Origin of the sequence: Burkholderia sp. LS-044, from assembly GCF_004803625.1 — a bacterium.
Taxonomy (GTDB): domain Bacteria; phylum Pseudomonadota; class Gammaproteobacteria; order Burkholderiales; family Burkholderiaceae; genus Burkholderia; species Burkholderia cepacia.
On sequence record NZ_SSWO01000004.1, the window covers coordinates 525,167 to 548,911 of the forward strand.

22 protein-coding genes are annotated in these 23,745 nt (G+C 68.6%); 15 read left to right on the forward strand and 7 right to left on the reverse strand.

Annotation, left to right across the window (positions count from 1 at the left end):
* The first annotated feature begins 60 nt into the window (after positions 1 to 60).
* The 5 genes from E9536_RS13900 (at position 61) to E9536_RS13920 (ending at position 6,614) form a co-directional block, all read left to right on the forward strand.
* The gene (locus E9536_RS13900) at positions 61 to 969 is read left to right on the forward strand and encodes a transporter (protein ID WP_136469994.1); all 909 of its coding nucleotides are present in this window, start codon (positions 61 to 63) and stop codon (positions 967 to 969) included.
* Between the two features lie 713 nt (positions 970 to 1,682).
* Positions 1,683 to 3,767 (forward strand): TonB-dependent receptor, encoded by a 2,085-nt coding sequence (locus tag E9536_RS13905; RefSeq protein ID WP_136469995.1) that lies wholly within the window; start codon positions 1,683 to 1,685, stop codon positions 3,765 to 3,767.
* Positions 3,768 to 3,796: 29 nt separating this feature from the next.
* A complete protein-coding gene (locus E9536_RS13910) occupies positions 3,797 to 4,564 on the forward strand; it encodes an ABC transporter ATP-binding protein (protein WP_081080575.1) in 768 nt (255 codons plus the stop codon).
* Positions 4,561 to 5,577: an ABC transporter substrate-binding protein gene (locus tag E9536_RS13915; protein ID WP_136469996.1), complete on the forward strand. Its 1,017-nt coding sequence runs from the start codon at positions 4,561 to 4,563 to the stop codon at positions 5,575 to 5,577. Before E9536_RS13910 ends, E9536_RS13915 begins: the two co-directional genes overlap by 4 nt.
* Positions 5,574 to 6,614 carry an iron ABC transporter permease gene (locus tag E9536_RS13920; RefSeq protein WP_168799525.1) on the forward strand — a complete coding sequence of 347 codons (1,041 nt, stop codon included), beginning with the start codon at positions 5,574 to 5,576 and terminating at the stop codon, positions 6,612 to 6,614. Before E9536_RS13915 ends, E9536_RS13920 begins: the two co-directional genes overlap by 4 nt.
* A gap of 54 nt (positions 6,615 to 6,668) precedes the next feature.
* Here the strand turns inward: E9536_RS13920 and E9536_RS13925 are convergent, their stop codons facing one another.
* Entirely contained in the window at positions 6,669 to 8,045 is a 1,377-nt protein-coding gene (locus E9536_RS13925; protein ID WP_136469997.1) for an ATP-binding protein, read from the reverse strand.
* Entirely contained in the window at positions 8,046 to 8,771 is a 726-nt protein-coding gene (locus E9536_RS13930) for a response regulator (protein ID WP_136469998.1), read from the reverse strand. It abuts the gene before it with no gap.
* A 246-nt stretch (positions 8,772 to 9,017) separates the two neighbouring features.
* Here E9536_RS13930 and E9536_RS13935 point away from each other — a divergent pair, with 246 nt between their 5' ends.
* The 3 genes from E9536_RS13935 to E9536_RS13945 all read left to right on the forward strand — a co-directional run bounded on the left by E9536_RS13935 (position 9,018) and on the right by E9536_RS13945 (position 10,950).
* Positions 9,018 to 9,764, forward strand: coding sequence for a MipA/OmpV family protein (locus E9536_RS13935; RefSeq protein WP_060173834.1), 747 nt, complete (start codon positions 9,018 to 9,020; stop codon positions 9,762 to 9,764).
* 275 nt (positions 9,765 to 10,039) lie between these two features.
* The gene (locus tag E9536_RS13940) at positions 10,040 to 10,375 is read left to right on the forward strand and encodes a hypothetical protein (protein ID WP_119336608.1); all 336 of its coding nucleotides are present in this window, start codon (positions 10,040 to 10,042) and stop codon (positions 10,373 to 10,375) included.
* A 47-nt stretch (positions 10,376 to 10,422) separates the two neighbouring features.
* Positions 10,423 to 10,950 carry a hypothetical protein gene (locus E9536_RS13945; protein WP_247873438.1) on the forward strand — a complete coding sequence of 176 codons (528 nt, stop codon included), beginning with the start codon at positions 10,423 to 10,425 and terminating at the stop codon, positions 10,948 to 10,950.
* Between the two features lie 31 nt (positions 10,951 to 10,981).
* On the opposite strand, the gene E9536_RS13950 is transcribed toward E9536_RS13945, so the two are convergent.
* From E9536_RS13950 to E9536_RS13955, 3 genes are all read right to left on the reverse strand, one after another.
* Positions 10,982 to 12,205, reverse strand: coding sequence for a transglycosylase SLT domain-containing protein (locus tag E9536_RS13950; protein ID WP_136469999.1), 1,224 nt, complete (start codon positions 12,203 to 12,205; stop codon positions 10,982 to 10,984).
* 237 nt (positions 12,206 to 12,442) lie between these two features.
* Entirely contained in the window at positions 12,443 to 12,619 is a 177-nt protein-coding gene (locus E9536_RS41415) for a hypothetical protein (protein ID WP_155647913.1), read from the reverse strand.
* On the reverse strand, positions 12,619 to 13,779 hold the full coding sequence (locus tag E9536_RS13955) for a porin (protein WP_136470000.1): 1,161 nt from the start codon (positions 13,777 to 13,779) through the stop codon (positions 12,619 to 12,621). Before E9536_RS13955 ends, E9536_RS41415 begins: the two co-directional genes overlap by 1 nt.
* 473 nt (positions 13,780 to 14,252) lie before the next feature.
* Between E9536_RS13955 and E9536_RS13960 the strand changes: the two genes are divergently transcribed.
* Genes E9536_RS13960 through E9536_RS13975 form a run of 4 tightly spaced genes read left to right on the forward strand, consistent with a single transcriptional unit; the run spans position 14,253 to position 19,227 of the window.
* Positions 14,253 to 14,762, forward strand: coding sequence for a sigma-70 family RNA polymerase sigma factor (locus E9536_RS13960; protein ID WP_136470001.1), 510 nt, complete (start codon positions 14,253 to 14,255; stop codon positions 14,760 to 14,762).
* Positions 14,763 to 14,765: 3 nt separating this feature from the next.
* Complete coding sequence (locus tag E9536_RS13965; RefSeq protein ID WP_136470002.1) at positions 14,766 to 15,752, forward strand: FecR domain-containing protein; 987 nt, start codon at positions 14,766 to 14,768, stop codon at positions 15,750 to 15,752.
* 54 nt (positions 15,753 to 15,806) lie between these two features.
* Positions 15,807 to 18,383 (forward strand): TonB-dependent receptor, encoded by a 2,577-nt coding sequence (locus E9536_RS13970; RefSeq protein ID WP_136470003.1) that lies wholly within the window; start codon positions 15,807 to 15,809, stop codon positions 18,381 to 18,383.
* Positions 18,384 to 18,438: 55 nt separating this feature from the next.
* Positions 18,439 to 19,227 carry a hypothetical protein gene (locus tag E9536_RS13975; protein ID WP_060372213.1) on the forward strand — a complete coding sequence of 263 codons (789 nt, stop codon included), beginning with the start codon at positions 18,439 to 18,441 and terminating at the stop codon, positions 19,225 to 19,227.
* A 15-nt stretch (positions 19,228 to 19,242) separates the two neighbouring features.
* Here the strand turns inward: E9536_RS13975 and E9536_RS13980 are convergent, their stop codons facing one another.
* On the reverse strand, positions 19,243 to 20,133 hold the full coding sequence (locus E9536_RS13980; protein WP_136470004.1) for a LysR family transcriptional regulator: 891 nt from the start codon (positions 20,131 to 20,133) through the stop codon (positions 19,243 to 19,245).
* A 112-nt stretch (positions 20,134 to 20,245) separates the two neighbouring features.
* Between E9536_RS13980 and E9536_RS13985 the strand changes: the two genes are divergently transcribed.
* A complete protein-coding gene (locus tag E9536_RS13985) occupies positions 20,246 to 20,671 on the forward strand; it encodes a VOC family protein (protein WP_059695678.1) in 426 nt (141 codons plus the stop codon).
* A gap of 134 nt (positions 20,672 to 20,805) precedes the next feature.
* On the forward strand, positions 20,806 to 21,390 hold the full coding sequence (locus E9536_RS13990; RefSeq protein ID WP_027787800.1) for a flavin reductase family protein: 585 nt from the start codon (positions 20,806 to 20,808) through the stop codon (positions 21,388 to 21,390).
* A 49-nt stretch (positions 21,391 to 21,439) separates the two neighbouring features.
* Here E9536_RS13990 and E9536_RS13995 read toward each other — a convergent pair whose 3' ends face one another.
* Complete coding sequence (locus E9536_RS13995) at positions 21,440 to 22,336, reverse strand: LysR family transcriptional regulator (protein WP_027787799.1); 897 nt, start codon at positions 22,334 to 22,336, stop codon at positions 21,440 to 21,442.
* A 97-nt stretch (positions 22,337 to 22,433) separates the two neighbouring features.
* Between E9536_RS13995 and E9536_RS14000 the strand changes: the two genes are divergently transcribed.
* Positions 22,434 to 23,732 (forward strand): citrate:proton symporter, encoded by a 1,299-nt coding sequence (locus tag E9536_RS14000; RefSeq protein ID WP_136470005.1) that lies wholly within the window; start codon positions 22,434 to 22,436, stop codon positions 23,730 to 23,732.
* The last annotated feature ends 13 nt before the right edge of the window (positions 23,733 to 23,745 follow it).

Here is a 23,745-nt window from a genome sequence, read left to right on the forward strand (position 1 = left end):
TCCCCGGGCCTGCGATGCCCGGCACGCGATGACACGATAACAATCCGGTCTGGAGACGACATGAAATTCACCTTGCGACGGGTACCCTTGGCATTCCTGATCGCCGGCGCCATGCAGGTTCCGGCGTCGGCCACGGAGAACGGGCAGGTCAGCTATCCGTTCGGCGTCAACACCGTGCTGAACGGGCTGCTTCCGCCGCCCGGCAACACGCAGTACTTCAACTACGCGCTGTACTCGGTATCGAACCGGTTTGCCGGGCCGGACGGCGGCAGCGCGGTGCCGGGGTTTCACCTGAGCGTCGTCGCGGAAACGCCGCGCGTGGTCCATACCTGGGGCGCGACGTTCGGGCCGTTCTCGCTGTCGAGCAGCGCGATCGTGCCGATCGTGCACCTGCATCTGTCGACGCCGGGCGGTACGGGAAACCGCACGTCGCTCGGTGACGTGATCCTCGAGCCGTTCATGATCAACTACGCGAACGCATCGAAGACCTTCTTCGCGTTCTTCTCGCCGTCGTTCGCGGTGCCGAGCGGCGCGTATGCGGCGAACCGGATCGCGAACACGGGATTGAACACGTATGCGTTCCTGCCGTACGTCAGCACGACCTGGTTTCCGGGCCGCGACTGGGAGATCTCGACGACCACGCTGCTGGAGCTGAATTCGCCGAACCATGCGACGCGGTACCACTCGGGTGCGGTGGCCGTGCTCGATTACCTGGTCGGCTATTCGATCGACCGGCGCGTGCAGGTCGGCGTGCAGGGCACGTTCCTGAAGCAGTTCACCGACGATACGCAGGACGGCATCAAGGTCGCGTCGGACGGTTTTCGCGGGCAGTCGGTCGCGATCGGCCCGCAGCTGCGTTACATGTGGGGGCCGGCGTCGGGCGTGGTCGTGAAATACCAGCACGAGTTCGCGGTGCGCAACCGGCCGCAGGGCGACAAGCTGTGGGTGCAGTTCAGTTTTCCGATCTAGGCGGCGAAGTTGCGCCGGCCGGTCGCGGCGCGCGTCATGGGCGCGGCGGCGGGTCGTAGCGGTCGTCTGCGTGTGCGAAGTCGCAATCCCGACGGAGACGCTTGGCACTCGGCGTGGCCGCGATCCGGCGGATGTCGGCGCGACCGCCGGCCAGGATATCGGCCAGGGCGCCACGATCGAATGCGAACAGCGCATCGGCCGATAGCCGTTTCCCCAGTGCGACCGGGACGTAATGCAACGGGACGGTTGTCGCGTATTCGCGAGTGGCAGGTCGACGAGGGCCGGTGTGCTTTTGCGATTGCGTTTGCACCGCGGCGTCGAAAGCGACATGCCTCGGGCGGACTGGCTTCCCGGGGGCCGACGCGGTCGTATCGTCGACACGTGAGCCGGAGTACCGGCCGATTTATTGAGGGATGCTGCCGCGGCGACCCGTCGCGGGTTCCAGCCGCGAGCCGGGCGTACTGACCCACGAATCCTGACAAAACCCTGACGGGATAAATTGATATAACGTATCATCCGACGTTTGGATCGACGGCCGTCCGACGCTGTTGGGCAAGCCACGTGCGACGACACCACACGAAGACCGATACGAAGTGACGAAGACGAAACACAGGCGGGCGCGCGACGCGCGGCTGCACGCCGGCTCGCGCCGGTACGACGGGGGATGGCGCTCGCGTGCCGCGTATGGTTGCGCAACCTGGGTGGGGTGCGCGATGGCGACGTCCGCCGCGCTTGCCTCAGAAGCGGCCGCACCCGACGACCGCCATGCGCTGCCGGCGATCAACGTCAGCGCGCGATCCGCACCGGCCGCCCCGCTGACGCAACCGCTCGAAACGGGCTCGCGGCTCGGGCTCGCGAGTCTCGACACCCCCGCGAGCGTCGAGTCGGTCACGGCCGGCACGATCGAGGCGCGCGGCGATCGCACGGTGCTCGATGCGGTGACGCGCACCGCGGGGTTCGCGAGCGCGATGGCGCCCGGCACCGGCGGCACCGCATTGAGCGTGCGCGGCTTCAGCGGGCAGGAATCGGTGATGACGCTGCTCGACGGCGTGCGGCTGATGCCGGCGGCCGGCACGATCACCTTCCCGTTCGACACGTGGTCGGTCGAGCGCATTGAGGTGCTGCGCGGCCCGGCGTCGGTGCTGTATGGCGAGGGGGCGATCGGCGGCGTCGTCAACGTGGTGCCGAAGCGGCCGCAGCGTGTGCGAGAGACGACGCTGCAGGCCGGTGTCGGCGCCGACGGCGCGAAGCGCTTTGCGTTCGATACGACGGGCGCGCTCGGCCCGAGGCTGTCGTATCGCTTCTACGCGAGCGATGCACGCGCGAACGGCCTCGCCGAGCGGGCCGATACGCATACGACGGCCGTCGGCGGCGCGCTGAAGTTCGATGTGAGCCCGAAGCTCACGCTGACGCTCGACTTCGACTACGGTCGCCAGATGCCGGCGACCTACCATGGCGTGCCGGCACCGAACGGCGTGCTCGATCCGTCGCTGCGCAAGCTCAACTACAACGTCGGCGATGCGACGATTGCCTACTACGACCAGTGGACGCGCCTGTCGGCCCGCTACCGGCCGACGGCCGGCGTGACGATCGACAACCAGCTCTACTACCTGACGTCGAACCGCCACTGGCGCAATGCCGAATCGTATGCGCTCGACACCGCGACGGGTCTCGTCACGCGCGGCGACTATCTGGACATCGGCCATCACCAGCGGCAGATCGGCGATCGGCTGAGCGCACGCTTCGACGGTACGCTGTTCGGCCGCGCGAACCGCTTCGTCGTCGGCACGGAATTCAGCCAGGTCACGTTCAGTGGTACCAACAATTCGCCGTATGGTGGCGAATCGACGGTGCCCGCGCACGGTTTCGATCCCGGCGTGTTCACGAGCCCCGACCCGACGGTGCCGCAGTTCAGCACGCGGGCACGGCAGGCGGCGGTGTTCGCCGAGAACCGGCTCGACGTGCTGCCGCGGCTCGCGTGGGTGAGCGGCCTGCGCTACGACCACATCGCGTTCAGCCGCGAGCAGGCGGCGAGCGGCGCCGGCTTCGACAAGCGCTTCGCGAACGTCGGCTGGCGCACGGGCTTCGTGTTCGAAGTCGCGCCGACGCTCAGCGCGTATGCGCAGTACACGACGGGCGCGGAAGGGCTCGGCTCGCTCGTGACGCTGTCCGCGTCGCAGGCGAACTACCGGCTCGCCACCGGCGAACAGTGGGAGGCCGGCGTCAAGCAGACGCTGGTCGACGGCCGCGCCTACTGGACCTTCGCGGTGTACGACATCACGAAGCGCAACCTGCTCAGCACCGATCCGTTCAATCCTGCGCTGCGCCGGCAGGTCGGCCGGCAATCGTCGCGCGGCATCGAGCTGACGGGCGGCGCGCGGCTGCCGCACGGCTGGACGGTCGACGCGAACGTCGCGCTGCTGCGCGCGCGCTATGACGAGTTCAACGAGAAGGTCGGCAGCGCGACGGTGTCGCGCGCCGGCAATGCGCCGGCCAACGTCCCGCAGCAGACGGCGAACCTGTGGCTCGGCTGGGCGTTTGCCGAGCGCTGGCAGGCGAATGCGGGCATGCGTTACGTCGGCGCGACGTACGGCGACGACGCGAACCGCATACAGGTGCCGTCGTACACGGTGTTCGATGCGTCGCTGCGCTGGCAGCCGACGTCGCGCACCGAGCTCGCGCTGTACCTGCGCAATCTCGCGAACCGCACGTACGCGGTGACGACGTCGAACGGCGGCGAGCAATGGCTGCTCGGCCCGTCGCGCTCGGCGGAGCTCGTCGCGACGATGCGCTTCTAGTGCGGCGCGGCGAGCCTCCCGTGGCGCACATGCTCGACATCGAACGCGTGAGCTGGTCTCCCGGCGGCGCGATCGCCGTGCTCGATTCGGTGACGCTGAGCGTGGCCGACGGCGAGTTCGTCGGGCTGGTCGGCCCGAACGGCAGCGGCAAGACGAGCCTGCTGCGCTGCGTGTTCCGTTACGCGCGGCCCGATGCGGGCCGTGTCGCGCTCGACGCGCAGGACGTGTGGCGCATGCGGCCGCGCGCGGTCGCGCAGCGCATCGCGGTGCTGCAGCAGGAGACGCCCGACGATTTCGGGCTGACGGTCGACGAACTGGTCGGCATGGGGCGCACGCCGCACAAGCGGCCGTTCGACGCGGAGACGGCGGACGATCGCCGGATCGTCGAATCCGCACTGCACGACGTCGGCCTCGTCGAGCGCCGCGCGCAACGCTTCGCGTCGCTGTCGGGCGGCGAGAAGCAACGCGCGCTGCTGGCTCGTGCGCTTGCGCAGCAGCCCGAACTGCTGCTGCTCGACGAACCCACCAACCATCTCGACCTGCGCCATCAGCTCGAACTGCTCGCGCGCGTGCGGCGCCTCGGCATCGCGACGCTCGCCACGATTCACGATCTCAATCTCGCGGCCGCGTATTGCGACCGGCTCCACGTGCTCGCGCGCGGCAGGGTCGTCGCATCGGGCGCGCCGGCCGACGTGCTGACCGAAGCGCTGCTGCGCGACGTGTTCGGCGTCGTCGCGCTCGTCGATCGCCATCCGGTCACGGGCCGGCCGCGCATCACGCCGCTTCATCCGGAATGACCGCCATGCCGTTTCCTGTCCTGCCCTCCGTGTTGCAGTCTGCGTCGTCGTCCGCATTCCGCCGGCTGGTTGCCGCGATCCTGCTCGGCTGCGCGGCCGCGCATGCGGGTGCCTATCCCGTCACCGTGCGCAGTTGCGATCGCGACGTGACGTTCGACCGCGCGCCGACGCGCGCGGTGAGCAACGACGTGAACCTGACCGAGATGATGCTCGTGCTCGGCCTGAAGGACCGGCTCGTCGGCTACACCGGCATCGGCGGCTGGAAGACGGGCACCGCGCGCGTGCGCGACGCGCTGCGCGGCGTGCCCGAACTCGCGAGCCAGTATCCGTCGCTCGAGGTGCTGGCGGCCGCGCGTGCCGACTTCTATCTCGCGGGCTGGAACTACGGGATGCATGTCGGTGGCGCGGTGACGCCGGCAACCCTCGCGCCGTTCGGTATCCGGACGTACGAGCTGACCGAATCGTGCTCGCACGTGATGAAGCAGACGGCCGCGTCGTTCGACGACGTGTTCCGCGACCTGAACAATCTCGGCCGGATCTTCGGTGTCGACGCGCGCGCCGCGCAGGTCGTGGCTGCGATGCGCGCGCGTCTCGCGGCGGTGTCGAGCGCGATCGGGCGTCCGGCGCCGCTGCGCGTGTTCGTCTACGACAGCGGCACCGACAAGCCGATGACGGCCGGCGCGCTCGCGATGCCGACCGCGCTGCTGACGGCGGCCGGGGCGCGCAACGTGATGGCCGACCTGCCGCGCAGCTGGACACAGGTGAGCTGGGAAAGCGTGGTCGCGCGCGATCCGCAGGTGATCGTGATCGTCGACTATTCGGCCGTGACGGCCGCGCAGAAGCAGCAGTTCCTGCTGAGCCAGCCGTCGCTCGCGCGCGTGGCCGCCATTCGCGACCGGCGCTTCGTCGTGATTCCCTACGATGCGGCGACGCCGGGCCCCGAGAACGTCGCGGCCGTCGAGACGCTGGCGCGCGCGCTGTATCCGGCCGCGTTCGCCGGGCCAGCGCGATGAGCGGGCACGTGCGTGCGTCGCGGCCCGGCATGCGCACGGTGCTGCCGGCGCTGGCGCTGCTGCTGGTCGTGTCGATCGTCGTATCGGCCGCGTTCGGTCCGGCGCCGATCGCGATGCCGGCGGCGGTGCGGATCGTCGCCACGCACATCGTGCCGGCGTTCGGCGAGGCCGGCGCGTTCGCGGCGGGGGCGGGCGACGACAGCATCGTCTGGCTGATCCGGATGCCGCGCGCGCTGCTCGCCGCGATCGTTGGCGCGACGCTGGCAGCGGTCGGCGTCGCGTTGCAGGCGGCGACCGCGAACCGCCTGGCCGATCCGCACCTGCTCGGCGTGAGCGCGGGCGCGATGCTCGGCGCCGTCGCGGTCACCGTGCTGGCCGGCGCGGCACTCGGCCCGTTCACGCTGTCGGCTGCCGCCTTCGCGGGCGCGCTTGCGGCGACGGCCTGCGTCATCGCGCTCGCTTACCGGCGCGGCCGGCTCGAATCGGACCGGCTGCTGCTCGCGGGCGTATCGGTGTCGTTCATGATGGCCGCGTTCGGCAACCTGCTGCTGTATCTCGGCGATCAGCGCGCCGCGTCGTCGGTGCTGTTCTGGATGCTCGGCGGCGTCGGGCTCGCGCGCTGGGATCTGCTGCCGGTGCCGGCCGCATGCGCGGTGCTTGCCGGCGGCGCGCTGTACGCGCGCCGGCGCGAACTGAATGCGCTGATGTCGGGCGACGTGGCCGCGGCCGCGCTCGGGGTGCCGAGCGCGCGGATGCGGCGCGAGGTGTTCGTCGTCGCGTCGTTCGCGACCGGTGCGATGGTGGCGGTGAGCGGGGCGATCGGCTTCGTCGGGCTCGTGACGCCGCATCTGTGCCGCCGCGTCGTCGGTGCCGAGCACGGCAGGCTGCTGCCGGTTTCCGCGCTGACCGGCGCGATCCTGCTCGTGTGGGCCGATGTGGCCGCCCGCACGCTCGCGGCGCCGGAGGATCTGCCGATCGGGATCGTGACCGCGATGTTCGGCAGCCTGTTCTTCGTCGCGCTGTTGCGCCGCCGCTGAGCGACGCGTGTGCACCGGCGGCGGGCGCTCAGGCGAGGGCGCCTGCCGCGCGCGTCATTGCCGCGGGATGGCCATGCCCGTGCCGCGGCCGAATGCGTCGCCCTGCGCGAGGGTATCCGGCACGTCGAACAGGTTGTCCGGCAGCGTTCGCACGGGCAGCGTGATCACGAAGCGTGCGCCGCCGAGCGGTGAATCCTCGAGCCGCACGTCGCCGCCGTGCACCTGCGCGACGCGCCTCACGATCGCGAGCCCGAGCCCGAAGCCGCCGGTTTGCCGGTCGCGGCTGGAGTCGAGCCGCTGGAACGGTTCGAACACGCGGGCGCGTTCGGCGGCCGGAATGCCGGGGCCGTCGTCGTCGACGCTCAGCACGAGTGCGCCGGACGCGTCGCGTGCGGCGGCGAGCAGCACGGTGCGCGATGCATAGCGTGCGCCGTTGCGGATCAGGTTAAGCAACGCGCGGGCAACCAGCTTCGGGTCGCACACGTGGGTCGTGGGGGCACCGAGCGTCGATACGTCGAGCGAGATGCCGCGATCGGCTATATCGTTCGAGACGTTGCCGGCCACGCTGTCGATCAACGCGTCGACGACGACTTCCATCGGCGCGAGCTGGCTCGCGCCCTGTTCGAGCCGGCCGATCGTCAGCAGCTCGGTGACGAGCTCGTCGAGTTCGCGCACGTCGCGGCGCAGCGCGTCGCGGCGTTCGCGCATCCGGCCCGTTTCATCCGGCTCGGCGAGCAGCGCGAGCCCGAACTCGAGCCGCGCGAGCGGCGTCTTCAGTTCGTGCGAGATGCCGTGCATCATTTCGCGCTGCTGCTTGATCGATGCCTCGATGCGCTCGGCCATGTCGTTGAACTGTTGCGACAGTTCGTCGATGTTCGACTTGCCCGACAGCTTCACGCGCGTCGACAGCGTGCCGGCGCCGAATGCGCGTGCGGCGTCCTGCAGCTTGCGCAGGTCGCGCCAGTGATAGTGAACCCACAGCACCACCGCGAGCAGTGCGCTGAGCGCGAGCAGCATGTATGCATAGATCTTGATGTCGAGGCTGAATGCTTCGATCGGCCGCGCATGCAGTACCGAACCATCTGCAAGCGGCATGTAGTAATCCTTGTGGTCGTAGCTGATCGAGATTCGGCCGGCGTCGAGATCGCGCAGCGGCTCGCCGCTCAATTGCGCGCGGGCGGTGGCCATCGGCATGAAGTCGAACCTTTCGTTGCCGTGTTTCGCGAGCTCGCGCAGCGCGAACTTGCGCTGCTCGCCCGGGTGGCGTTCGAGGTAATCGTTGAGCACGAACGCGTAGGTCGTCAACGACTCCCGCTCCGCCTGCGCGGTGCGATCGTAGAAGATCCGGTCGAACGACAGCTGGACGAAGATGATCGACGCGGCGACGAACAGGATCACGACGAGGTACAGCCTGATCAACGGGCGCAGCATTTATTCGTCCCACGCAGAAGGGCTGAACAGGTAGCCGCGGCCCCAGATCGTCTTGATCTTGTGCGGCTCCGACGACGCATCCTCGAAGCGGCGGCGCAGCTTCGAGATGCCGGAATCGACCGAGCGGTCGAGTCCGTCGAACTCGATCCCGCGCAGCTGCTTCAGGATGTCGTCGCGGCTCAGCACGGTGCCGGCCGCGCGCGCGAGAATCAGCAGCAGGTTGAACTCGGCAGTCTTGAGGTCGACCGGCTCGCCGCGCCAGGTCACGGTGCGGTTCGGCGGCGAGATCGCCAGCTCGCCGAATACGAGCGCTTCGGGTGCGGCCACGGGCGCGTCGGCGGCGGCCGGCTGCGCACGGCGCAGCAGCGCGCGGGCGCGCGCGACCAGCACGCGCGGCTCGATCGGCTTCGTCACGTAGTCGTCGGCGCCCGTCTCGAGGCCCGCGACCTGGTCGTAGACGTCCAGGCGCGCGGTCAGGATCAGCACGGGGACGTTGGTGAACGCGCGGATGCGCCGGCAGACTTCCATCCCGTCGAGGTTCGGCAGCATCAGGTCGAGTATCACGAGGGCCGGCTGGTGCTCGCGCACCGCCGCGACGGCGAGGTCGCCGCGTCGGACGACCGTCACCGCGAATTCATAGCTGTCGAGGTATTCGCGGACGAGCTGCGCGAGGCGGTCGTCGTCCTCGATCAGCAGTACGCGGTATTTGAGCGGATCTTCGTTCATGGTCTCCTCAGGATGCGCGCGCCATCTCACGCCGTGGCAAGCCGGGGTGCGGCGCGGCCCGCAGATTCTATCCGGCGCACCGAACGCCGGGGGAGCCGTACGACAATCTCGAACAATCAAACACAATTGAGCACAGATTCTCCGAAGATTCAGGACAGTCTCGGCGCAGGGCGGCACCTAGACTGCGGGCTCCGTCACTTTTATCTCAATATTGTGCGCCCAATACTTCGCCGCTACCGCTATTGCATGCCGCTCGCCGGCCTGACCCTCGCCGCCGCCGCCCACGCGGAAAACCAGTATTCGCTGTCGCTTGGCGGCGGTTTCGCACCGCGCTACCCGGGCAGCAACCAGTACCGCGGCGTCGTTGCGCCGGGGCTTTCCGCGAAGTTCGGTAACGGCTTCTTCATCGACAGCACCGAGGGCGCCGGCTACCGGCTCGACCTGCCGCACGGTGTGTTCCTGTCGGCGGCCGTGAGCTACGACGCGGGCCGTGCGGACGAGAACCGCTTCGACATGCCGGGCTCCGACTACCTGAAGGGCATGGGCCGGATTCCGGGCTCGGTGCTCGTGGGCGTGCGCGCGGGCGTGACGCTCTTCAACGCGGCGGAGCTGAGCGTCACGATCGACACCCCGGTGACGCACACGTCGCGCGGCGTGTCGGGGCACGTGGATCTCGCGGTGCCCGTGTTCAAGACCTCGCAGCACGAGATCATCGTGACGGGAACCGTGCACGGGGGCTCGGGGCGCTACACGCAGACGTTCTACGGCGTGACCGACGCACAGTCGATGACGAGCCGGTTCCGGCCGTATTCGACGAGCGGCGGGATCGACAGCGCGTCGATGGCGATCGCGTGGAACTGGACGCTGTCGCAGCACTGGTCTGTGCTCGCGACGGGTGGCGTGACGCGCTTGCTTGGCCGCTACGGTGACAGTCCAATCGTCCAGTCGCGCAGCAACTATTACGGCATCGCGGGCGTGACCTACAAGTTCTGAGTGAGTTGCCGGCGCGCGCATGCCGCACGCGTCGGCGTCGGTGTTGCAGCCGTCGCGGCGAATCGCGTGCGGTAACATGCAGGCGGGTCCGGCGCCGTGCCGGACTTGCGACCCGGTTCGCCGCCACGGCCGGACCGTATCGCGTCACCGCCGACATGCGCCGGCCGGCCTTCGTCGAGGAACGGTCGGCGGCGCGCGTCACCGATCATTCATGCGACGCCGGGCCGTGCACGAAGGCCGTACACGGCGCACCGGGGCGCGACAGGGAGAAACCGATGAAGAACACGATCGCGATACTCGTTGCACTCGTTGCGAGCGCAACCTTTGCAGGATGTGCGGACATGAACACGAAGCACCCCAACGCCACCGCCGGCGGCGCGGTGATGAACCCCGCGCCGTCGGGCGCCACGAGCGCGTGCAAGGCGGACGCCGCGCCGGACGACGCGCTGGTCGGAAAAACCGAGGCCGATGCGGCCGCGCTGCTCGACGGCTGCCTGTGGCGCGTGCTCGAGCGCGACGGCAAATCGCTGCCGGGCACGATGGACTATCGCCAGGAGCGACGCGACCTCGGCATTCGTGACGGCAAGGTGATCTGGGTGCGGCGCGGGTGAGGGGGCTTGCCGGTGGCGATAGGGGTGCGCGAGCGTGGGTCGTCGGCATGCGTGCCGTGCCCGGGATCGCCGCGTCTGCGAGGCTGTCGATGATGGCCCGGGCAGGGGCCCGCGCGCTGACACTGGCGGCGCTGGGTGTGCTGGCCGGATGCGGACGACATGATGGCACTGCATCCGGGCCGCGCACCGTATGCATCACCGGCTATAACGAGTACACGCGAAAGCTTCACGAGTTCTGGCTCGACAACGAGCACAAGTCGGGATGCTTCGGCAATCCTTCGGCACGCGAGGCGGGCGAGGCGGGCGAGGCCTTCGGCGGCGGCGGCGGGTTTGCGTGCGGCTGCCGGGTCACGCCGGGGAAAACGGCGAAGCTCACATGGGTGTTCGCGCAACCGCTGGCCGAGATCCGGCGTGGCGCCCAGGCGGAACACAAGGCGATCGACGTGACGATTCCGCAGCCGGAATCGTCGACGTCGCGCTATCTGCGCGTGTATTTCAGGAAGAACGGCACGGCCGAACTGCAATGGGTGGACGACATGAACGCGCCCGAACTGCCGCCGACCGTGGAGAAATGATCGCCGTGCTACGCGGGCGATCCCGGATGCGTTACTTCGAGATGTACCACAGCGCATCCGTGCTGACGCGCGAAGGCTGAGCGGCCGCAGCCGGCACCTGGGCCGGCGCGGGCGGCGGCGTGTTCGACGTGATGGCCGTCGGCAGCGTGGCCGGAATGTTCGCGGTGGACGGCGACGCTGCCGTCGTTCCCGACGTCGAAGGCGTATTCACGTACCAGAGCGCATCGGCCGATGCCGTGCGTTTTGTCGTCGCTGCCGCCGCCGGACCGGCTGCCGTATTCGTCGCGGCATTCGCCGGCTTCTTCGAGGATACGGCCGTCGTCGCCGGGCTCGCCGTACCGGCCTGCGCAGTCATGCCTGCGCCGCCGGCTCCGCCACGCTGCGCACGCGCCTCGAACGGCCCGAGCTGGAAGATTAACGTTTGCGCGGGACGCGTCAGGACGGCATACGGGAACTGCAGCTCCCACGACATCAGCACGCGGCCCGACGACGTTTCGGTGAAGATCGCCGGCAGGTGCTTCATGTCGCTGAACTGCACGTAGACCCGCGCGCCGTCGTCGAACACCTGGGTCGGCTTGGCCTGGTCCGCCCCGGTGACCGTCCAGCCGAAGTTGTACGTGCCGGCCGGGCCGGCGGGGCCGCCCTGCGGGGGCGCTGGCGGCGGAGCCGACGAGATCGTGCGCGGGCGCGTGACCTGCTGCGGGGCGGACACGCTCAGGCTCGCGAACGGGTTGTACGCCTGGGCCTGTTGCGGCGGCGTAAAGGACGGTGGAAGGATGGGCATGGGAGTATCCGGCGAATCCGGCATGGTCCGGATTGCATCATAGACCTTGCGCGCATACGCGAGGCGCTTGTCGGGCGACGCGGAGTTGTACGCGCCGATCGCGTTCCAGTTGGCGCCGAGCTGGCGGATGTTCTGCGACAGGATCCACGCGCCGACATACGCGTTCGTGCACGCATCGAACAGGCTCTCCCGCGTGATGCCTTCGCGTGCGAGCGTCGGCAGCCAGGTGCTGTTGATCTGCATCAGCCCGATGTCGACCGTGCCGTTCGTGTTGGTGTTGACGGCGTTCGGGTTCATGCCCGACTCGACCTGCGCGATGCCGCGCATCAGGCTGACGCTCACGTGCTGGAACGCGGCCGCGTCGTCGAGGCAATCGGCCCGCGCGACACCGTGCAGCGCGCACGACAGCGCAATCGTCGAGGCGATTTTCAGCGTTTCTCGGCTGATCGAACGGGTGGTCTGACGCGGCATGGCAGGATGGGGCGGAATCCGGGCGCCCGGTGCAAGGAAATTACGCGAGACGCGAAGTGTGCCATAGCGAGCAGGCAAATGGCTCGCGTCAAACTTTCCTTTGCATTTGCCCATGCGCCCGACACGCCTTTTTATCGTGTCCGATCGCGGCGTGCGGCGAAGCATTATCGGTAAATATGGCCGGATTTCACGGTGAATGCCGGGGCAATGGCGGCGCCGGAATACTGACGCATCGCGTCATTCGTTCCAGGAAATCGGTGCTGAATCAAACCGGATGAAAATCGGCAGGCAGCCGATATCCGGGGTGAAATGGGCGATGAAAAGGCGATCGGGAAACACGCCGGCGGCCGGTGCCGCCGTATCGGTCGATGCGGATTCGGCCGGCCGCACGGCGGACAGCCGGCCGTTTTGCATCAGAAGCGGTGACGCAGGCCGAGGTTGACCATCGTCTGCGAGCTCGTGCCCGCGTAGCCGTACGAACCGATCGACGCCTGCGCGCCCATCGAGCCGCCGTTGCCGTCGCCGGTCTGGCCGCTTGCGTGCTGGTACGCGGCGGTCAGGTAGACGTCGGTGCGCTTCGACAGGTTGTAGTCCGCGCCGGCCGATACCTGGTGATAGGTGGCCGACGTGTCGCCGCCCGAGCGCGTATAGCTGTAGCCGACGCCGACCAGCAGCGCGTTCGTCGCCTGGTAGTTCACGAAGCCTTGCCCGGTGTTGTAGTGCTCGTTCGAGTTGAATACCGAGCTCGCATCGCGGCGGTACTGCGCGTTGCTGTAGCCGAGGCCGAACGTGAACGGGCCGGCGACGTACTGGCCCGCAATGCGTGCGATGCCGATCGAATGCGCGCTCGCATAGCCGTTGTTGATCGGGCCGTCGAAGGTGCCGTCCGACGAGCTGGTCCAGCCGTTGCGCAGCCCGTTCGACGCAGGGCTGTTGGTCGCGTGGAAGTACCCGCCCGCGACGCCGAACGGCCCGTTGTTGTACGACACGGCGGCCGAATACGATTGCGCGGCGCCGGTGCTGCCGGCGATGCCGCCGAACGAATACATCGCGGAGAACTGCAGGCCCGCATAGACGGCCGACGTGTACTTCACCGCGTTGTCGACGCGGAAGCTGTTGTCGTAGTTGTCGACGTCGCCGGGCGTCGCGAACACGCTGCCGAGATAATTGTCGGCGGTGATGCCCTGCACGAGATCGACGAGCGGATCGTACTGGCGGCCGAACGTGAGCGTGCCGTAGCGATCGCTCGTCAGGCCGACGAACGCCTGCCGGCCGAACATGCGGCCGCCCTGGCCCTGCCGGCCGTTGCTCGGGTCGAAGCCGTTCTCGAGCTGGAACAGCGCCTTCAGCCCACCGCCGAGATCCTCGGTGCCTTTCACGCCGAAGCGGCTGCCGGCCAGGTTGCCCGCGCTGCTGTTGCCGAGCATCCACGCGTTGTCCTTGCCCTGCGCATGGTTCACGTAGGTGATCGACGTGTCGATCACGCCATACAGCGTGACGCTCGACTGCGCGTGCGCGACGGGTATCGCCGCGAATGACGCGATGGAAATCAGCGAGAGGGTCGTGCGTTTCATTTCATCTCCTTGCGCATTGGCTTGTATTCGTGATCCGGAATGGCAGGAGACTACCGAGTGCGATTAAAACGGAAAAACGGAATTCTCTTTTGTGGCTTGAGGCAGACAGGGATGTGCTCCAGTCTCGACGATCGAGGGATTTGAATTATTGAAAATTGCGTATCAATTGATTGTCATTTCGCAATTTGGCCATTCCGGCTTGCATATCTCGCGATAATCTCGATCGATTTGACGGGGCGTCGAGGCGGCCCGGATATTGTTATCGATCCGTCAAATAACTATTTAATGAATCGATTTGGCCGCGGTGTAATGAATGTGTTAACGACGCGTCGGGCGACGGCATCGCGGCGGCGTCTCCCTTCCTGTCGCGTTGTCGTTGCGCGCGTGGCACGCCGGTCGTCGATCCGGTCTTGTATATAATAATCATTCTCATTTACAAGATCGTTGACGCCTGCGCACCCCGGAACCCGGCCATGTCTGCTGACCAGCTGTCCCTCCATCGAGAAATCGACGCCCTCTATACCGGCCACCACGCGTGGCTGCGCGGCTGGTTGAGCCGGAAGCTCGGTTGCGCGCACCGCGCGGCCGATCTGGCGCACGACACCTTCATGCGCCTGCTCGCACGCGACGAGCCGATCGCCGCCGACGAGCCGCGCGCGTTCCTCACCACGGTCGCGCAGCGCGTGCTGAGCAACCACTGGCGGCGCGAGCAGATCGAGCGCGCGTATCTCGATGCGCTCGCGCAGCGCCCCGAAGCGCATGCGCCGTCGCCGGAGGAGCGGGCCGTCGTGTTCGAGACGCTGCTCGAAATCGACCGGCTGCTCGACGGCCTGCCGCTCGCGGCGAAGCGTGCGTTCCTGCTCGCGCAACTCGACGGGCTCACGCAGGCCGAGATCGCGCGCGAACTCGGCGTGTCGCTCGCGACGGTGAAGCGTTATCTCGTGAAGGCCGGCACGCAGTGTTTCTTCGCGATGGCGGCCTGACCGATGGCCGCCCCGGGAGCGCCGGCGGTGCCGCCGCAGGTTGCGCGTCGCGCGGTCGAATGGTGGGTTGACCGGCAGGCCGGCCGCACCGGCGAAGCGTTCGACGCCGCGCTCGCGCGCTGGCGCGCGGAGGATCCGGCGCACGACGCGGCATGGCGCCATATCGAAACGATGCAGCACAGGTTGGGCGGGCTCACGGCCGGGCTCGACCCGCAGGCCGCGCACGCGGCGCTGCTGTCGCCGCGTGCGGGCCGCCGCCGCGCGGCCGTGAAGGCGCTGGCCGTCCTGCTGTTCGCGGGCGGCGCCGCATGGATGGCCGAGCCCGCGCGGCGCGCGGCGATCTGGCCGGCAGACCTGCGAACGGCGGTCGGCGAGCGGCGCACGGTGACGCTCGCGGATCGCACGGTCGTCGTCCTCGATACCGACACGGCGCTCGACGTGCGCTTCGACGCCGCCGCGCGCGGCCTGCGCCTGCTGCGCGGCACGATCATGGTGACGAGCGGCCACGACGATCGCGTGCCCGCGCGGCCGCTCGTCGTCGCGACCGCGCAAGGCGAGTTGCGGCCGCTCGGTACACGCTTCGCGGTGCGGCAGCGCGAAGGCGCGACGCGGGTCGAAGTGTTCGCCGGTGCCGTGCGCGTGCAACCGGACGATGCGGCGGCAGGCGCGCGCGTGATCGCGGCCGGGGAGGGCGCGGATTTCACGCGCGATGCGATCGGCGTGCAGGCACCGCTCGATGCGTATGCGTCCGCGTGGACGGGCGGCATGCTGGTCGCGTCGCGCATGCGGCTGGCCGACCTCGTCGCCGAGCTCGACCGTTATCGCCGCGGCAGCCTGCGCTGCGATGCGGCCGTGGCCGACCTGCGCGTGTCGGGCACCTATCCGCTCGACGATCCCGCGCGTGTGCTCGACACGTTGAAGGCGACATTGCCGATCGATGTGCACTACCTGACGCGCTACTGGGCGACGGTCGTGCCGGCCCGTTCCTGAGCGTGTCGAAAAAAATTTCCGCCGACCTGAGCTGTTTCTCGATGTTCGCGTGACATGGGTAATGAAAGCAGCACTGGCTCATCGTCCACCGACTTCCCGATCATGGTTTCCATCCGTCTCACGTATCGGCGCCGTCCGGCGCCCGACCGACATCTGCCGCGCGCCGCGCGCCCGGCCGCACCTGCCGCGCCCGGGCACCTCGCGCGCCGGCTCGCCGGTGCCGTCCTGGTGTCCGCGCTGCTGCCGCTGCCCGCGCTGGCCGACACCGGCACCGATGCGGCGCCGGCCGCGCAGCGCGCGGCACGCCGTGCGTTCGACATTCCGGCCGGGCCGCTCGAAGCGGCGCTGAACCGGTTCGGCCGCGACGCGGGCATCCTGCTCGCGTTTCCGGCCGAGCTGACGGCCGGCCTGACGAGCGGCGGCGTGCAGGGCCGCTTCGACGTCGACGGGGCGCTCGACCGCCTGCTGGCAGGCACGGGGCTCGTCGCGTTGCGGCAGTCCGGCGGCGGCTACACGCTGAAGCGCGCGGACGGCACGGTCGCACGACCCGTGGCGGCCGGCGTGGCCGCGGGCGCCGAGTTGCCGGCGATCACGGTGCGCGACAGCGCGCTGCGCGCCGAAAGCTATCGCGCGCCGAAGGAGGCGGGCGTGCTGCGTTCCGACATCCCGCTGCTCGACACCGCGCAGGCCGTCAACATCGTGCCGGCGCAGGTGCTGCGCGACCAGCGTCCGCGCAATCTGGACGACGCGCTCGGCAACGTCAGCGGCATCACGCAGGGCAACACGCTCGCGGGCACGCAGGACACGATCATGAAGCGCGGCTTCGGCGGCAATCGCGACGGCTCGGTCATGCAGAACGGGATGCCGCTCGTGCAGGGGCGCGCGTTCAACGCGGCGGTCGACAGCGTCGAGGTGCTGAAGGGGCCGACGTCGCTGCTGTACGGGCTGATGGATCCGGGCGGCGTGGTCAACGTCGTCACGAAACAGCCGCAGCTCGTGCGCTACAACGCGATCTCGCTCGGCGCGTCGACGTTCGGGCACGGCAAGAACGGCGGCAGCGCGACCTTCGATTCGACGGGGCCGCTCGGCGATTCGCGGCTCGCGTACCGGCTGATCGTCGATCAATCGAACGAGCAGTACTGGCGCAACTTCGGCGAATACCGGCAGACCTTCGTCGCCCCCTCGCTCGCGTGGTACGGCCGCGATACGCAGGTCGTGGTGTCCTACCAGTACCGGACCTTCCATTCGCCGTTCGATCGCGGCACGGCGCTCGATCCGCGTACCAACGCGCCGCTCGACATCCCCGCGCGGCGGCGCCTCGACGAGCCGTTCAACAACATGGACGGCGAATCGCACCTCGCGCAGCTGAGCGTCGATCACCAGTTCAACGCGGACTGGAGCGCGCATCTCGGCTACAGCTACAACCGCGAGACCTACGACGCGAACCAGTTGCGCACGACGGGCGTCGATCCGGTGAAGGGCACGCTGTCGCGCAGCAACGATGCGACGCACGGCTCGCTCAGCACCGACAGCTACGGGATCGGCTACGTGAACGGCAAGCTGGTGCTCGGCGGGATGCGGCACGACGTGCAGGTCGGCTTCGATACCGAATACCGTCGCATCTACCGCAAGGACATGCTGCGGCAGGCCGTGAAGACGCCGTTCAGCTATGTCGATCCCGTCTACGGGCTGCTGCCGCCGTCGAGCACGGTGTCCGCGAGCGACAGCGACCAGACCGACACGCTGCACGATGCGTCCGCGTTCGTGCAGGACACGATCCACCTGACCGACAAGTGGATCGTGTCGGGCGGGCTGCGCTACATCACGTACAACCAGGTCGCGGGGCGCGGCCGGCCGTTCACCGCGAACACCGATCTCAGCGGCTCGAAGTGGCTGCCGCGCGCGGGCGTCGTCTACAAGTGGACCGATACGTTCTCGCTGTACGGCAGCTATTCGCAGTCGCTGAAGCCGTCTTCGTCGATCGCGCCGATGACGGGCTACATCATCGACGGCGCGACGCCGCCCGAGGAAGCGACCGCGTGGGAAGTGGGCGGCAAGCTCGACCTGCCGGGCGGGATGACGGGCACGCTGGCACTCTTCAACATCGACAAGAAGAACGTGCTCGTGTCGCAATACAACGACGCGACCAAGCTGACCGACTGGCGCACGTCGGGCAAGGCGCGCTCGCGCGGGATCGAGCTCGACGTGTCGGGCCGGATCGGCGAGCGCGTGAACGTGATCGCGAGCTACGCGTACATCGACGCGAAGACGACCGAGGATCCGCTTTACGCGGGCAACCAGCTGTGGAACGTCGCGCGCCATACGGCGTCGCTCGCGGCCGTCTACGATGTCGGCACGCTGGCCGGCGGCGACAACCTGCGCATCGGCGCGGACGTGCGCTACGTCGGCGCGCGGCCCGGCGATTCGGCGAACAGCTTCACGCTGCCGTCGTACGTGCTCGCCGACGCGTTCGCGACCTACGACACGCGGATCGGCAAGCAGAAGCTGTCGTTCCAGCTCAACGTGAAGAACCTCTTCAACCGCACCTATTACCCGTCGAGCGCGAACCGCTATTTCGTCGCGATCGGCGATGCGCGACAGGTGTCGCTGCTCACCACGCTGCAGTTCTGACCACGCAATCGCCGCGCGGCCGTCACGGCGGCGCGCGGCTTCGGAGAAGATCCAGATGAACCGGAACATGAAGGCCGGCGCCGTGCGCGCCATTGCCACCGGTGCCGCCGGTGCGCGGCGCCGCGCCTTGCGCGCGATCGCGGGCTCGGTGCTCGCGATCGGCGCGGGCCTGGGCCTCGGGGCAGGGGTGGCTGCGCCCGCGCGGGCGGCCGATGCACCGCAGGCCGTCACGCGCGTCGCGATGCTCGTGCAGCTGCGCGGCCCGAACCTGAAGGTCGACGAACGCATCGGCCAGCATCTCGGCGAACGCGGCTACGCGGTGCGCCTGATCGACGAGTCCTCGACGCCCGACGCGGCGCGCGACGCCGACCTCGTCGTGATCTCGTCGACGGTGTCGTCGAAGAACGTGCGGCCCGGCTGGCGCACGCTCGACAAGCCGCTCGTCACGTGGGAAAACGACCTGCTCGACGATCTCGCGATGACGGGCAAGCGTCACGACGTCGACTTCGGCGAAACGGGCAAGGAACGCTACCTGTGGCTCGTCAATGCGCCGCACCCGATCTCGGCCGGGCTGCCGGCCGGCGCGACCAGCGTGTACGGCAAGCAGGCGCCGATGAGCTGGGGCAAGCCGGGGCTCGGCGCGATCACGATCGCGACCGTGTACGGCCAACCCGACAAGGCCGCGATCTTCGCGTACGAGAAGGGCGCGACGATGGACTATGAAGCGCTCGCGCCGGCGCGCCGCGTGATGTTCTTCCTCGACAACGACACGTTCGCGAACTTGTCGCCGGCCGGCGTCGCGCTGTTCGATGCGGCGGTCGACTGGGCGGCCGGGCGGCGCTGACCGACGACGTCGGCGCTATGCCGCCTGCGGCGGCGCGCGCCGTCGTGACGCCGCTTCGATCAGTTGCGCGAGCTGCTGCGCCGGCTCCGACATCGTCCGCCGCGCGCGGTGCACGAGCCCGATGTCGCGGTGGAATGTATGGTGCCCGAGGTCGATCGCGCGCACGCCGGCCGGCCAGCGGCGATAGACGGCGGTCTGCGGGACGATCGCGACGCCGACGCCGTTCCCGACCAGCTTGACGATCGCGTCGAGTTCGTCGAGCTCACACGTGTCGCGCACCGCGAGGTGCATCTTTTTCAGGAAACGATCGACCTGGCGTCCGCCGAACGATGCGCGGTCGTAGCGCACGAACGGTTCGCGCGCGAGCAGTTCGGCCCAGTCCTTGCCTTTCACGCCACGCGGCACGATCAGCCGGAACGGCTCCTGCGCGAGCGTCGTCCAGTGCAGGTCGCTCTGCAGCGAAAACGGCGGCCGGATGATCGCGGCCATGTCGATCTCGCCCGCGTCGACCCGGTTGACCAGCTCGATCGACAGCCCCGGTATCACGCGCGTGCGGCACGCGGGATGCCGGCGATGGAAATCGGCGAGCGCGGCCGGCAGCAGCGCGCTCTGCACCGACGCGATCGCGCCGATCGTCACGCGCACCGCGGCCGGCGAGCCGGGGGCCGTCGAGCTCAGGTTCTCATACATGCCGAGCAGCGCCTGCGCCTGGCCGAGCACGTGATGGCCCATTTCGTTGAGCCGCGCCGACCGGCCCTGCCGGTCGAACAGCGCGAAGCCGAGCTCGGCTTCGAGACGCTGCATCTGCGCGCTGACGGCCGCCTGCGTGAGCCCGATACGGTGGCCTGCCGCGGCGAACGTGCCTTCCCGGGCGACGGCGACGAGGGTTCTCAGTTCGCGGATCATTCATCAATTCCGTTTGTGAATGACGAAACTATATATTGATTTGATTTTCGATCGACCTTGACTACCATGGTGCCGTCCTCGCGCCACGCGAGCGTTCCATCACGAGGCAACCATGAGTCTTTCCCCGTTTCACCTGGCGATCCCGGTCTACGACCTGGCGGCCGCGCGCGATTTCTACGGCCGTGTGTTCGGGCTGGCGGAGGGGCGGTCGAGCGCGCAGTGGGTCGACTTCGACTTCTACGGGCATCAGCTCGTGATCCACGCGCATCCGAAGACCGCATCGCAGGAAAGCGCGCATACGAACGCGGTCGACGGTCACGACGTGCCGGTGCCGCATTTCGGGATCGTGCTCGACTGGGCGAGCTGGGAAGCGCTGGCCGAGCGGCTGAGATCGTTCGGCGTGACCTTCGTGATCGAGCCGTATGTGCGCTTCCAGGGGCAGGTCGGCGAACAGGCGACGATGTTCCTGTTCGATCCGTGCGGCAATGCACTCGAATTCAAGGCGTTCCGCGATATCGGCCAGTTGTTCGCGAAGTGACCGGCGGCGTTGTCGGCACCGATTGAAATTGGGTGCGAGAATGCGGCCTTCGGCGCGGCTGCGCACCTGCGCACCGGCCGGCGCCGCGCGCCGCACGGCATCCGTCCGTGCGCGCCGTTCTCCAGGGAATCCGTATGGACAGTCACATCGCTCCGGTGGAGCTGAAGAAAGCCTACCGTCTCCTCAACCACGGCCCGACCGTGCTCGTGTCGGCCCGCCACGACGGCGTCGACAACGTGATGGCCGCCGCGTGGGCGTGCGCGCTGGACTTCCTGCCGCCGAAGCTGACGGTCGTGCTCGACAAGTCCGCGAAGACGCGCGAGCTCGTCGAGCGCAGCGGCACGTTCGTGATCCAGGTGCCGACGGCCGCGCAACTGCAGCTCACGCACGCGGTCGGCAGCCACAGTCTCGCGGAGCGTCCGGACAAGCTGCGCGAGGCGGGCGTCACGCTGTTCGACGTAGAAGGCCACGACTTGCCGTTCGTCGCCGGCTGCTCGGGCTGGCTCGCGTGCAGGCTGGTTCCCGAGCCGCACAATCAGCAGACCTACGACCTGTTCATCGGCGAGGTGGTCGCGGCGTGGTCCGACACGCGCGTGTTCCGCGACGGTCACTGGTATTTCGAATCGGCCGATCCGGCACTGCGCAGCCTGCACTACATCGCGGGCGGCAATTTCTATGCGATCGGCGAATCGCTGCACGTCGATCCGGACGTGAAGTAAGCCGAACCCGGCATCACCCGGGCGGGCTGTCCCGATCCGGGCGCGCGGTTCACGCGCGCTTTTTCAATTCCGTCAGCATGGTTTCCGCGAACGCCTGCGCGACGCGCGGCAGCGTGCGGCCGCGCTTCGTGACGAGCGCGATTGGCCGCACGAACGCGGGATCGTCGATCGGCTTCGCCACCAGCTCGGGCTCGGCGCGCACCTCGCGCGCGGTCGCCGGCAGGATCGTCACGCCGAGCCCGCCGCGCACCATCGCGACGGCCGTCATCATGTAGGTCGGCTCGCACGCGATGTCGGGCGTGCAGCCGGCCGCGTCCAGCGCGGCATCGACGACGCTGCGCACGCTCGTGCCCTGCGCGGTGAGCACGAGCGGCACGGCCGCGACATCGGCGGTGCTCACGCGGCGCTTGCGCGCGAGCGGATGATCCTTCGGGCACACGGCGACGAGCCGGTCGGCGCCCGCATACAGTACCTCCAGCGACGCATCGAACGTGTCGCCGCCCGTCAGTCCGAGATCGGCTTCCTCGTTGCGCACGAGCGCGGTGACGAGGCTCGCGACGCCGTCGCGGATCTCGAAGCCCGCGCGCGGCACGTCGCGCCGGAACGACTGGATCAGCTCCGGCAGCACGCTGGACGCGAAGGTCGGCAGGCACGCGAGCCGCACCGTGCCGCTCGTGCCTTCGCCGAGCGCGCGCGCGTCGCGCAGCACGCGCTCCATGTCGTCGAGCGAACGCTGCAGCAGCGGCAGCAGCTCGCGCCCGGTCTGCGTGAGCGCGACGCTGCGGCTGTTGCGGTCGAACAGGCGCGCGCCGACGATTTCCTCGAGCCGGCGGATCTGCACGGTCAGCGCCGGCTGCGACAGGTGCAGCCGCGCGGCGGCGCGCGTGAAGTTGCCGGCGTGCGCGACGGTGACGAACGCGCGAATGTCGCGAAGATTCAGATCCATAACGGTTCGTGATTGCTGCGATCAAATCATTTCAATTGTGCTATCGCTGCGCCGACCTTACGCTCGTCTCCAACAAAAGACAAGGTAGGAGACACGGATGCTGCCGTTACTCGGGCTTGGCACGATCGTCGTGCTGCTGGCCGCGATTCTGTCGAAGCGGATGTCGCCGCTCGTCGCGCTGATCATCGTGCCGATCGCCGCATCGCTGATCGGCGGCTTCGGGCTGCACACCAGCAAGTTCGTCGTCGACGGGCTGAAGGGCCTCGCGCCCGTGGTCGGCATGTTCGTGTTCGCGATCCTCTATTTCGGCACGATCACCGACGCCGGCACGCTCGACCCGATCATCGACCGGATCCTGCGCGCGGTCGGCACGCGGCCGACGCGCATCGTGATGGGCACGACGCTGCTCGCGCTGCTGATCCACCTCGACGGCTCGGGCGCCGTGTGTTTCCTCGTGACGATTCCGGCCGTGCTGCCGCTGTACGACCGGCTGAAGATGGACCGGCGCGTGCTGGCCGCCGCGGTGTCGATGGCCGCGGGCATCAACTTCCTGCCGTGGACGGGGCCGATGATCCGCGCGTCCGCTTCGCTGCATCTGCCCGTGTCGGCGCTGTTCAATCCGCTGATCCCGGTGCAGGCGATCGGGCTCGTGTTCGTGTTCGGCGTCGCGTACTGGCTCGGGCGGCGCGAGGAGACGCGGCTCGGCCTGTCGCGCGACGATGCGACGATTCCGTTGCCGACCCGCGAGCTGACGCCCGACGAGCAGGCGCTGCGCCGGCCGCACCTGTTCTGGTTCAACCTCGTGCTGACGCTCGTCGTGCTCGGCACGATGGTCGTGATGGGCGAGAAGATCCCGCCGGCGATCATGTTCATGGTCGGGCTGTGCATCGCGCTGATGGTGAACTACCCGGACGTCGACATGCAGAGGAAGCGCATCGACGCGCATGCGCGCGCGGCGCTGATGATGGCCGGCATCCTGCTCGCGGCCGGCGTGTTCACGGGGATCATGCAGGGCAGCGGGATGCTGAAGGCGATGGCGCAGGCGGCGGTCGGCTTCGTGCCGCCGTCGATGGCCGGCCACATCCCGGTCGCGCTCGGCCTCGCGTCGATGCCGCTCAGCATGCTGTTCGATCCCGATTCGTTCTACTTCGGCGTGCTGCCCGTGATCGCGGAGGTGGCCGGCCAGCTCGGCGTACCGGCCGTGCAGGTCGGGCAGGCCGCGCTGCTCGGCCAGATGACCACCGGTTTCCCGGTCAGCCCGCTGACGCCGGCGACCTTCCTCGTCGTCGGCCTGTGCGGCATCGAGCTGGCCGAGCACCAGAAGTTCACGTTTCCGCTGCTGTTCGGCGCGTCGATCGTGATGACGATCGCGTGCGTCGTGCTGGGCATCTTTTGATTTTCACCGGCGG

What these genes read in the sequence shown, in the direction of transcription:
- E9536_RS13900 (WP_136469994.1), top strand. Translation starts at nt 61, where the DNA reads ATGAAATTCACCTTGCGACGGGTACCCTTGGCATTCCTGATCGCCGGC.
- E9536_RS13905 (WP_136469995.1), top strand. Translation starts at nt 1,683, where the DNA reads ATGGCGACGTCCGCCGCGCTTGCCTCAGAAGCGGCCGCACCCGACGAC.
- E9536_RS13910 (WP_081080575.1), top strand. Translation starts at nt 3,797, where the DNA reads ATGCTCGACATCGAACGCGTGAGCTGGTCTCCCGGCGGCGCGATCGCC.
- E9536_RS13915 (WP_136469996.1), top strand. Translation starts at nt 4,561, where the DNA reads ATGACCGCCATGCCGTTTCCTGTCCTGCCCTCCGTGTTGCAGTCTGCG.
- E9536_RS13920 (WP_168799525.1), top strand. Translation starts at nt 5,574, where the DNA reads ATGAGCGGGCACGTGCGTGCGTCGCGGCCCGGCATGCGCACGGTGCTG.
- E9536_RS13925 (WP_136469997.1), bottom strand. Translation starts at nt 8,045, where the DNA reads ATGCTGCGCCCGTTGATCAGGCTGTACCTCGTCGTGATCCTGTTCGTC.
- E9536_RS13930 (WP_136469998.1), bottom strand. Translation starts at nt 8,771, where the DNA reads ATGAACGAAGATCCGCTCAAATACCGCGTACTGCTGATCGAGGACGAC.
- E9536_RS13935 (WP_060173834.1), top strand. Translation starts at nt 9,018, where the DNA reads ATGCCGCTCGCCGGCCTGACCCTCGCCGCCGCCGCCCACGCGGAAAAC.
- E9536_RS13940 (WP_119336608.1), top strand. Translation starts at nt 10,040, where the DNA reads ATGAAGAACACGATCGCGATACTCGTTGCACTCGTTGCGAGCGCAACC.
- E9536_RS13945 (WP_247873438.1), top strand. Translation starts at nt 10,423, where the DNA reads ATGCGTGCCGTGCCCGGGATCGCCGCGTCTGCGAGGCTGTCGATGATG.
- E9536_RS13950 (WP_136469999.1), bottom strand. Translation starts at nt 12,205, where the DNA reads ATGCCGCGTCAGACCACCCGTTCGATCAGCCGAGAAACGCTGAAAATC.
- E9536_RS41415 (WP_155647913.1), bottom strand. Translation starts at nt 12,619, where the DNA reads ATGCAAAACGGCCGGCTGTCCGCCGTGCGGCCGGCCGAATCCGCATCG.
- E9536_RS13955 (WP_136470000.1), bottom strand. Translation starts at nt 13,779, where the DNA reads ATGAAACGCACGACCCTCTCGCTGATTTCCATCGCGTCATTCGCGGCG.
- E9536_RS13960 (WP_136470001.1), top strand. Translation starts at nt 14,253, where the DNA reads ATGTCTGCTGACCAGCTGTCCCTCCATCGAGAAATCGACGCCCTCTAT.
- E9536_RS13965 (WP_136470002.1), top strand. Translation starts at nt 14,766, where the DNA reads ATGGCCGCCCCGGGAGCGCCGGCGGTGCCGCCGCAGGTTGCGCGTCGC.
- E9536_RS13970 (WP_136470003.1), top strand. Translation starts at nt 15,807, where the DNA reads ATGGGTAATGAAAGCAGCACTGGCTCATCGTCCACCGACTTCCCGATC.
- E9536_RS13975 (WP_060372213.1), top strand. Translation starts at nt 18,439, where the DNA reads ATGAACCGGAACATGAAGGCCGGCGCCGTGCGCGCCATTGCCACCGGT.
- E9536_RS13980 (WP_136470004.1), bottom strand. Translation starts at nt 20,133, where the DNA reads ATGATCCGCGAACTGAGAACCCTCGTCGCCGTCGCCCGGGAAGGCACG.
- E9536_RS13985 (WP_059695678.1), top strand. Translation starts at nt 20,246, where the DNA reads ATGAGTCTTTCCCCGTTTCACCTGGCGATCCCGGTCTACGACCTGGCG.
- E9536_RS13990 (WP_027787800.1), top strand. Translation starts at nt 20,806, where the DNA reads ATGGACAGTCACATCGCTCCGGTGGAGCTGAAGAAAGCCTACCGTCTC.
- E9536_RS13995 (WP_027787799.1), bottom strand. Translation starts at nt 22,336, where the DNA reads ATGGATCTGAATCTTCGCGACATTCGCGCGTTCGTCACCGTCGCGCAC.
- E9536_RS14000 (WP_136470005.1), top strand. Translation starts at nt 22,434, where the DNA reads ATGCTGCCGTTACTCGGGCTTGGCACGATCGTCGTGCTGCTGGCCGCG.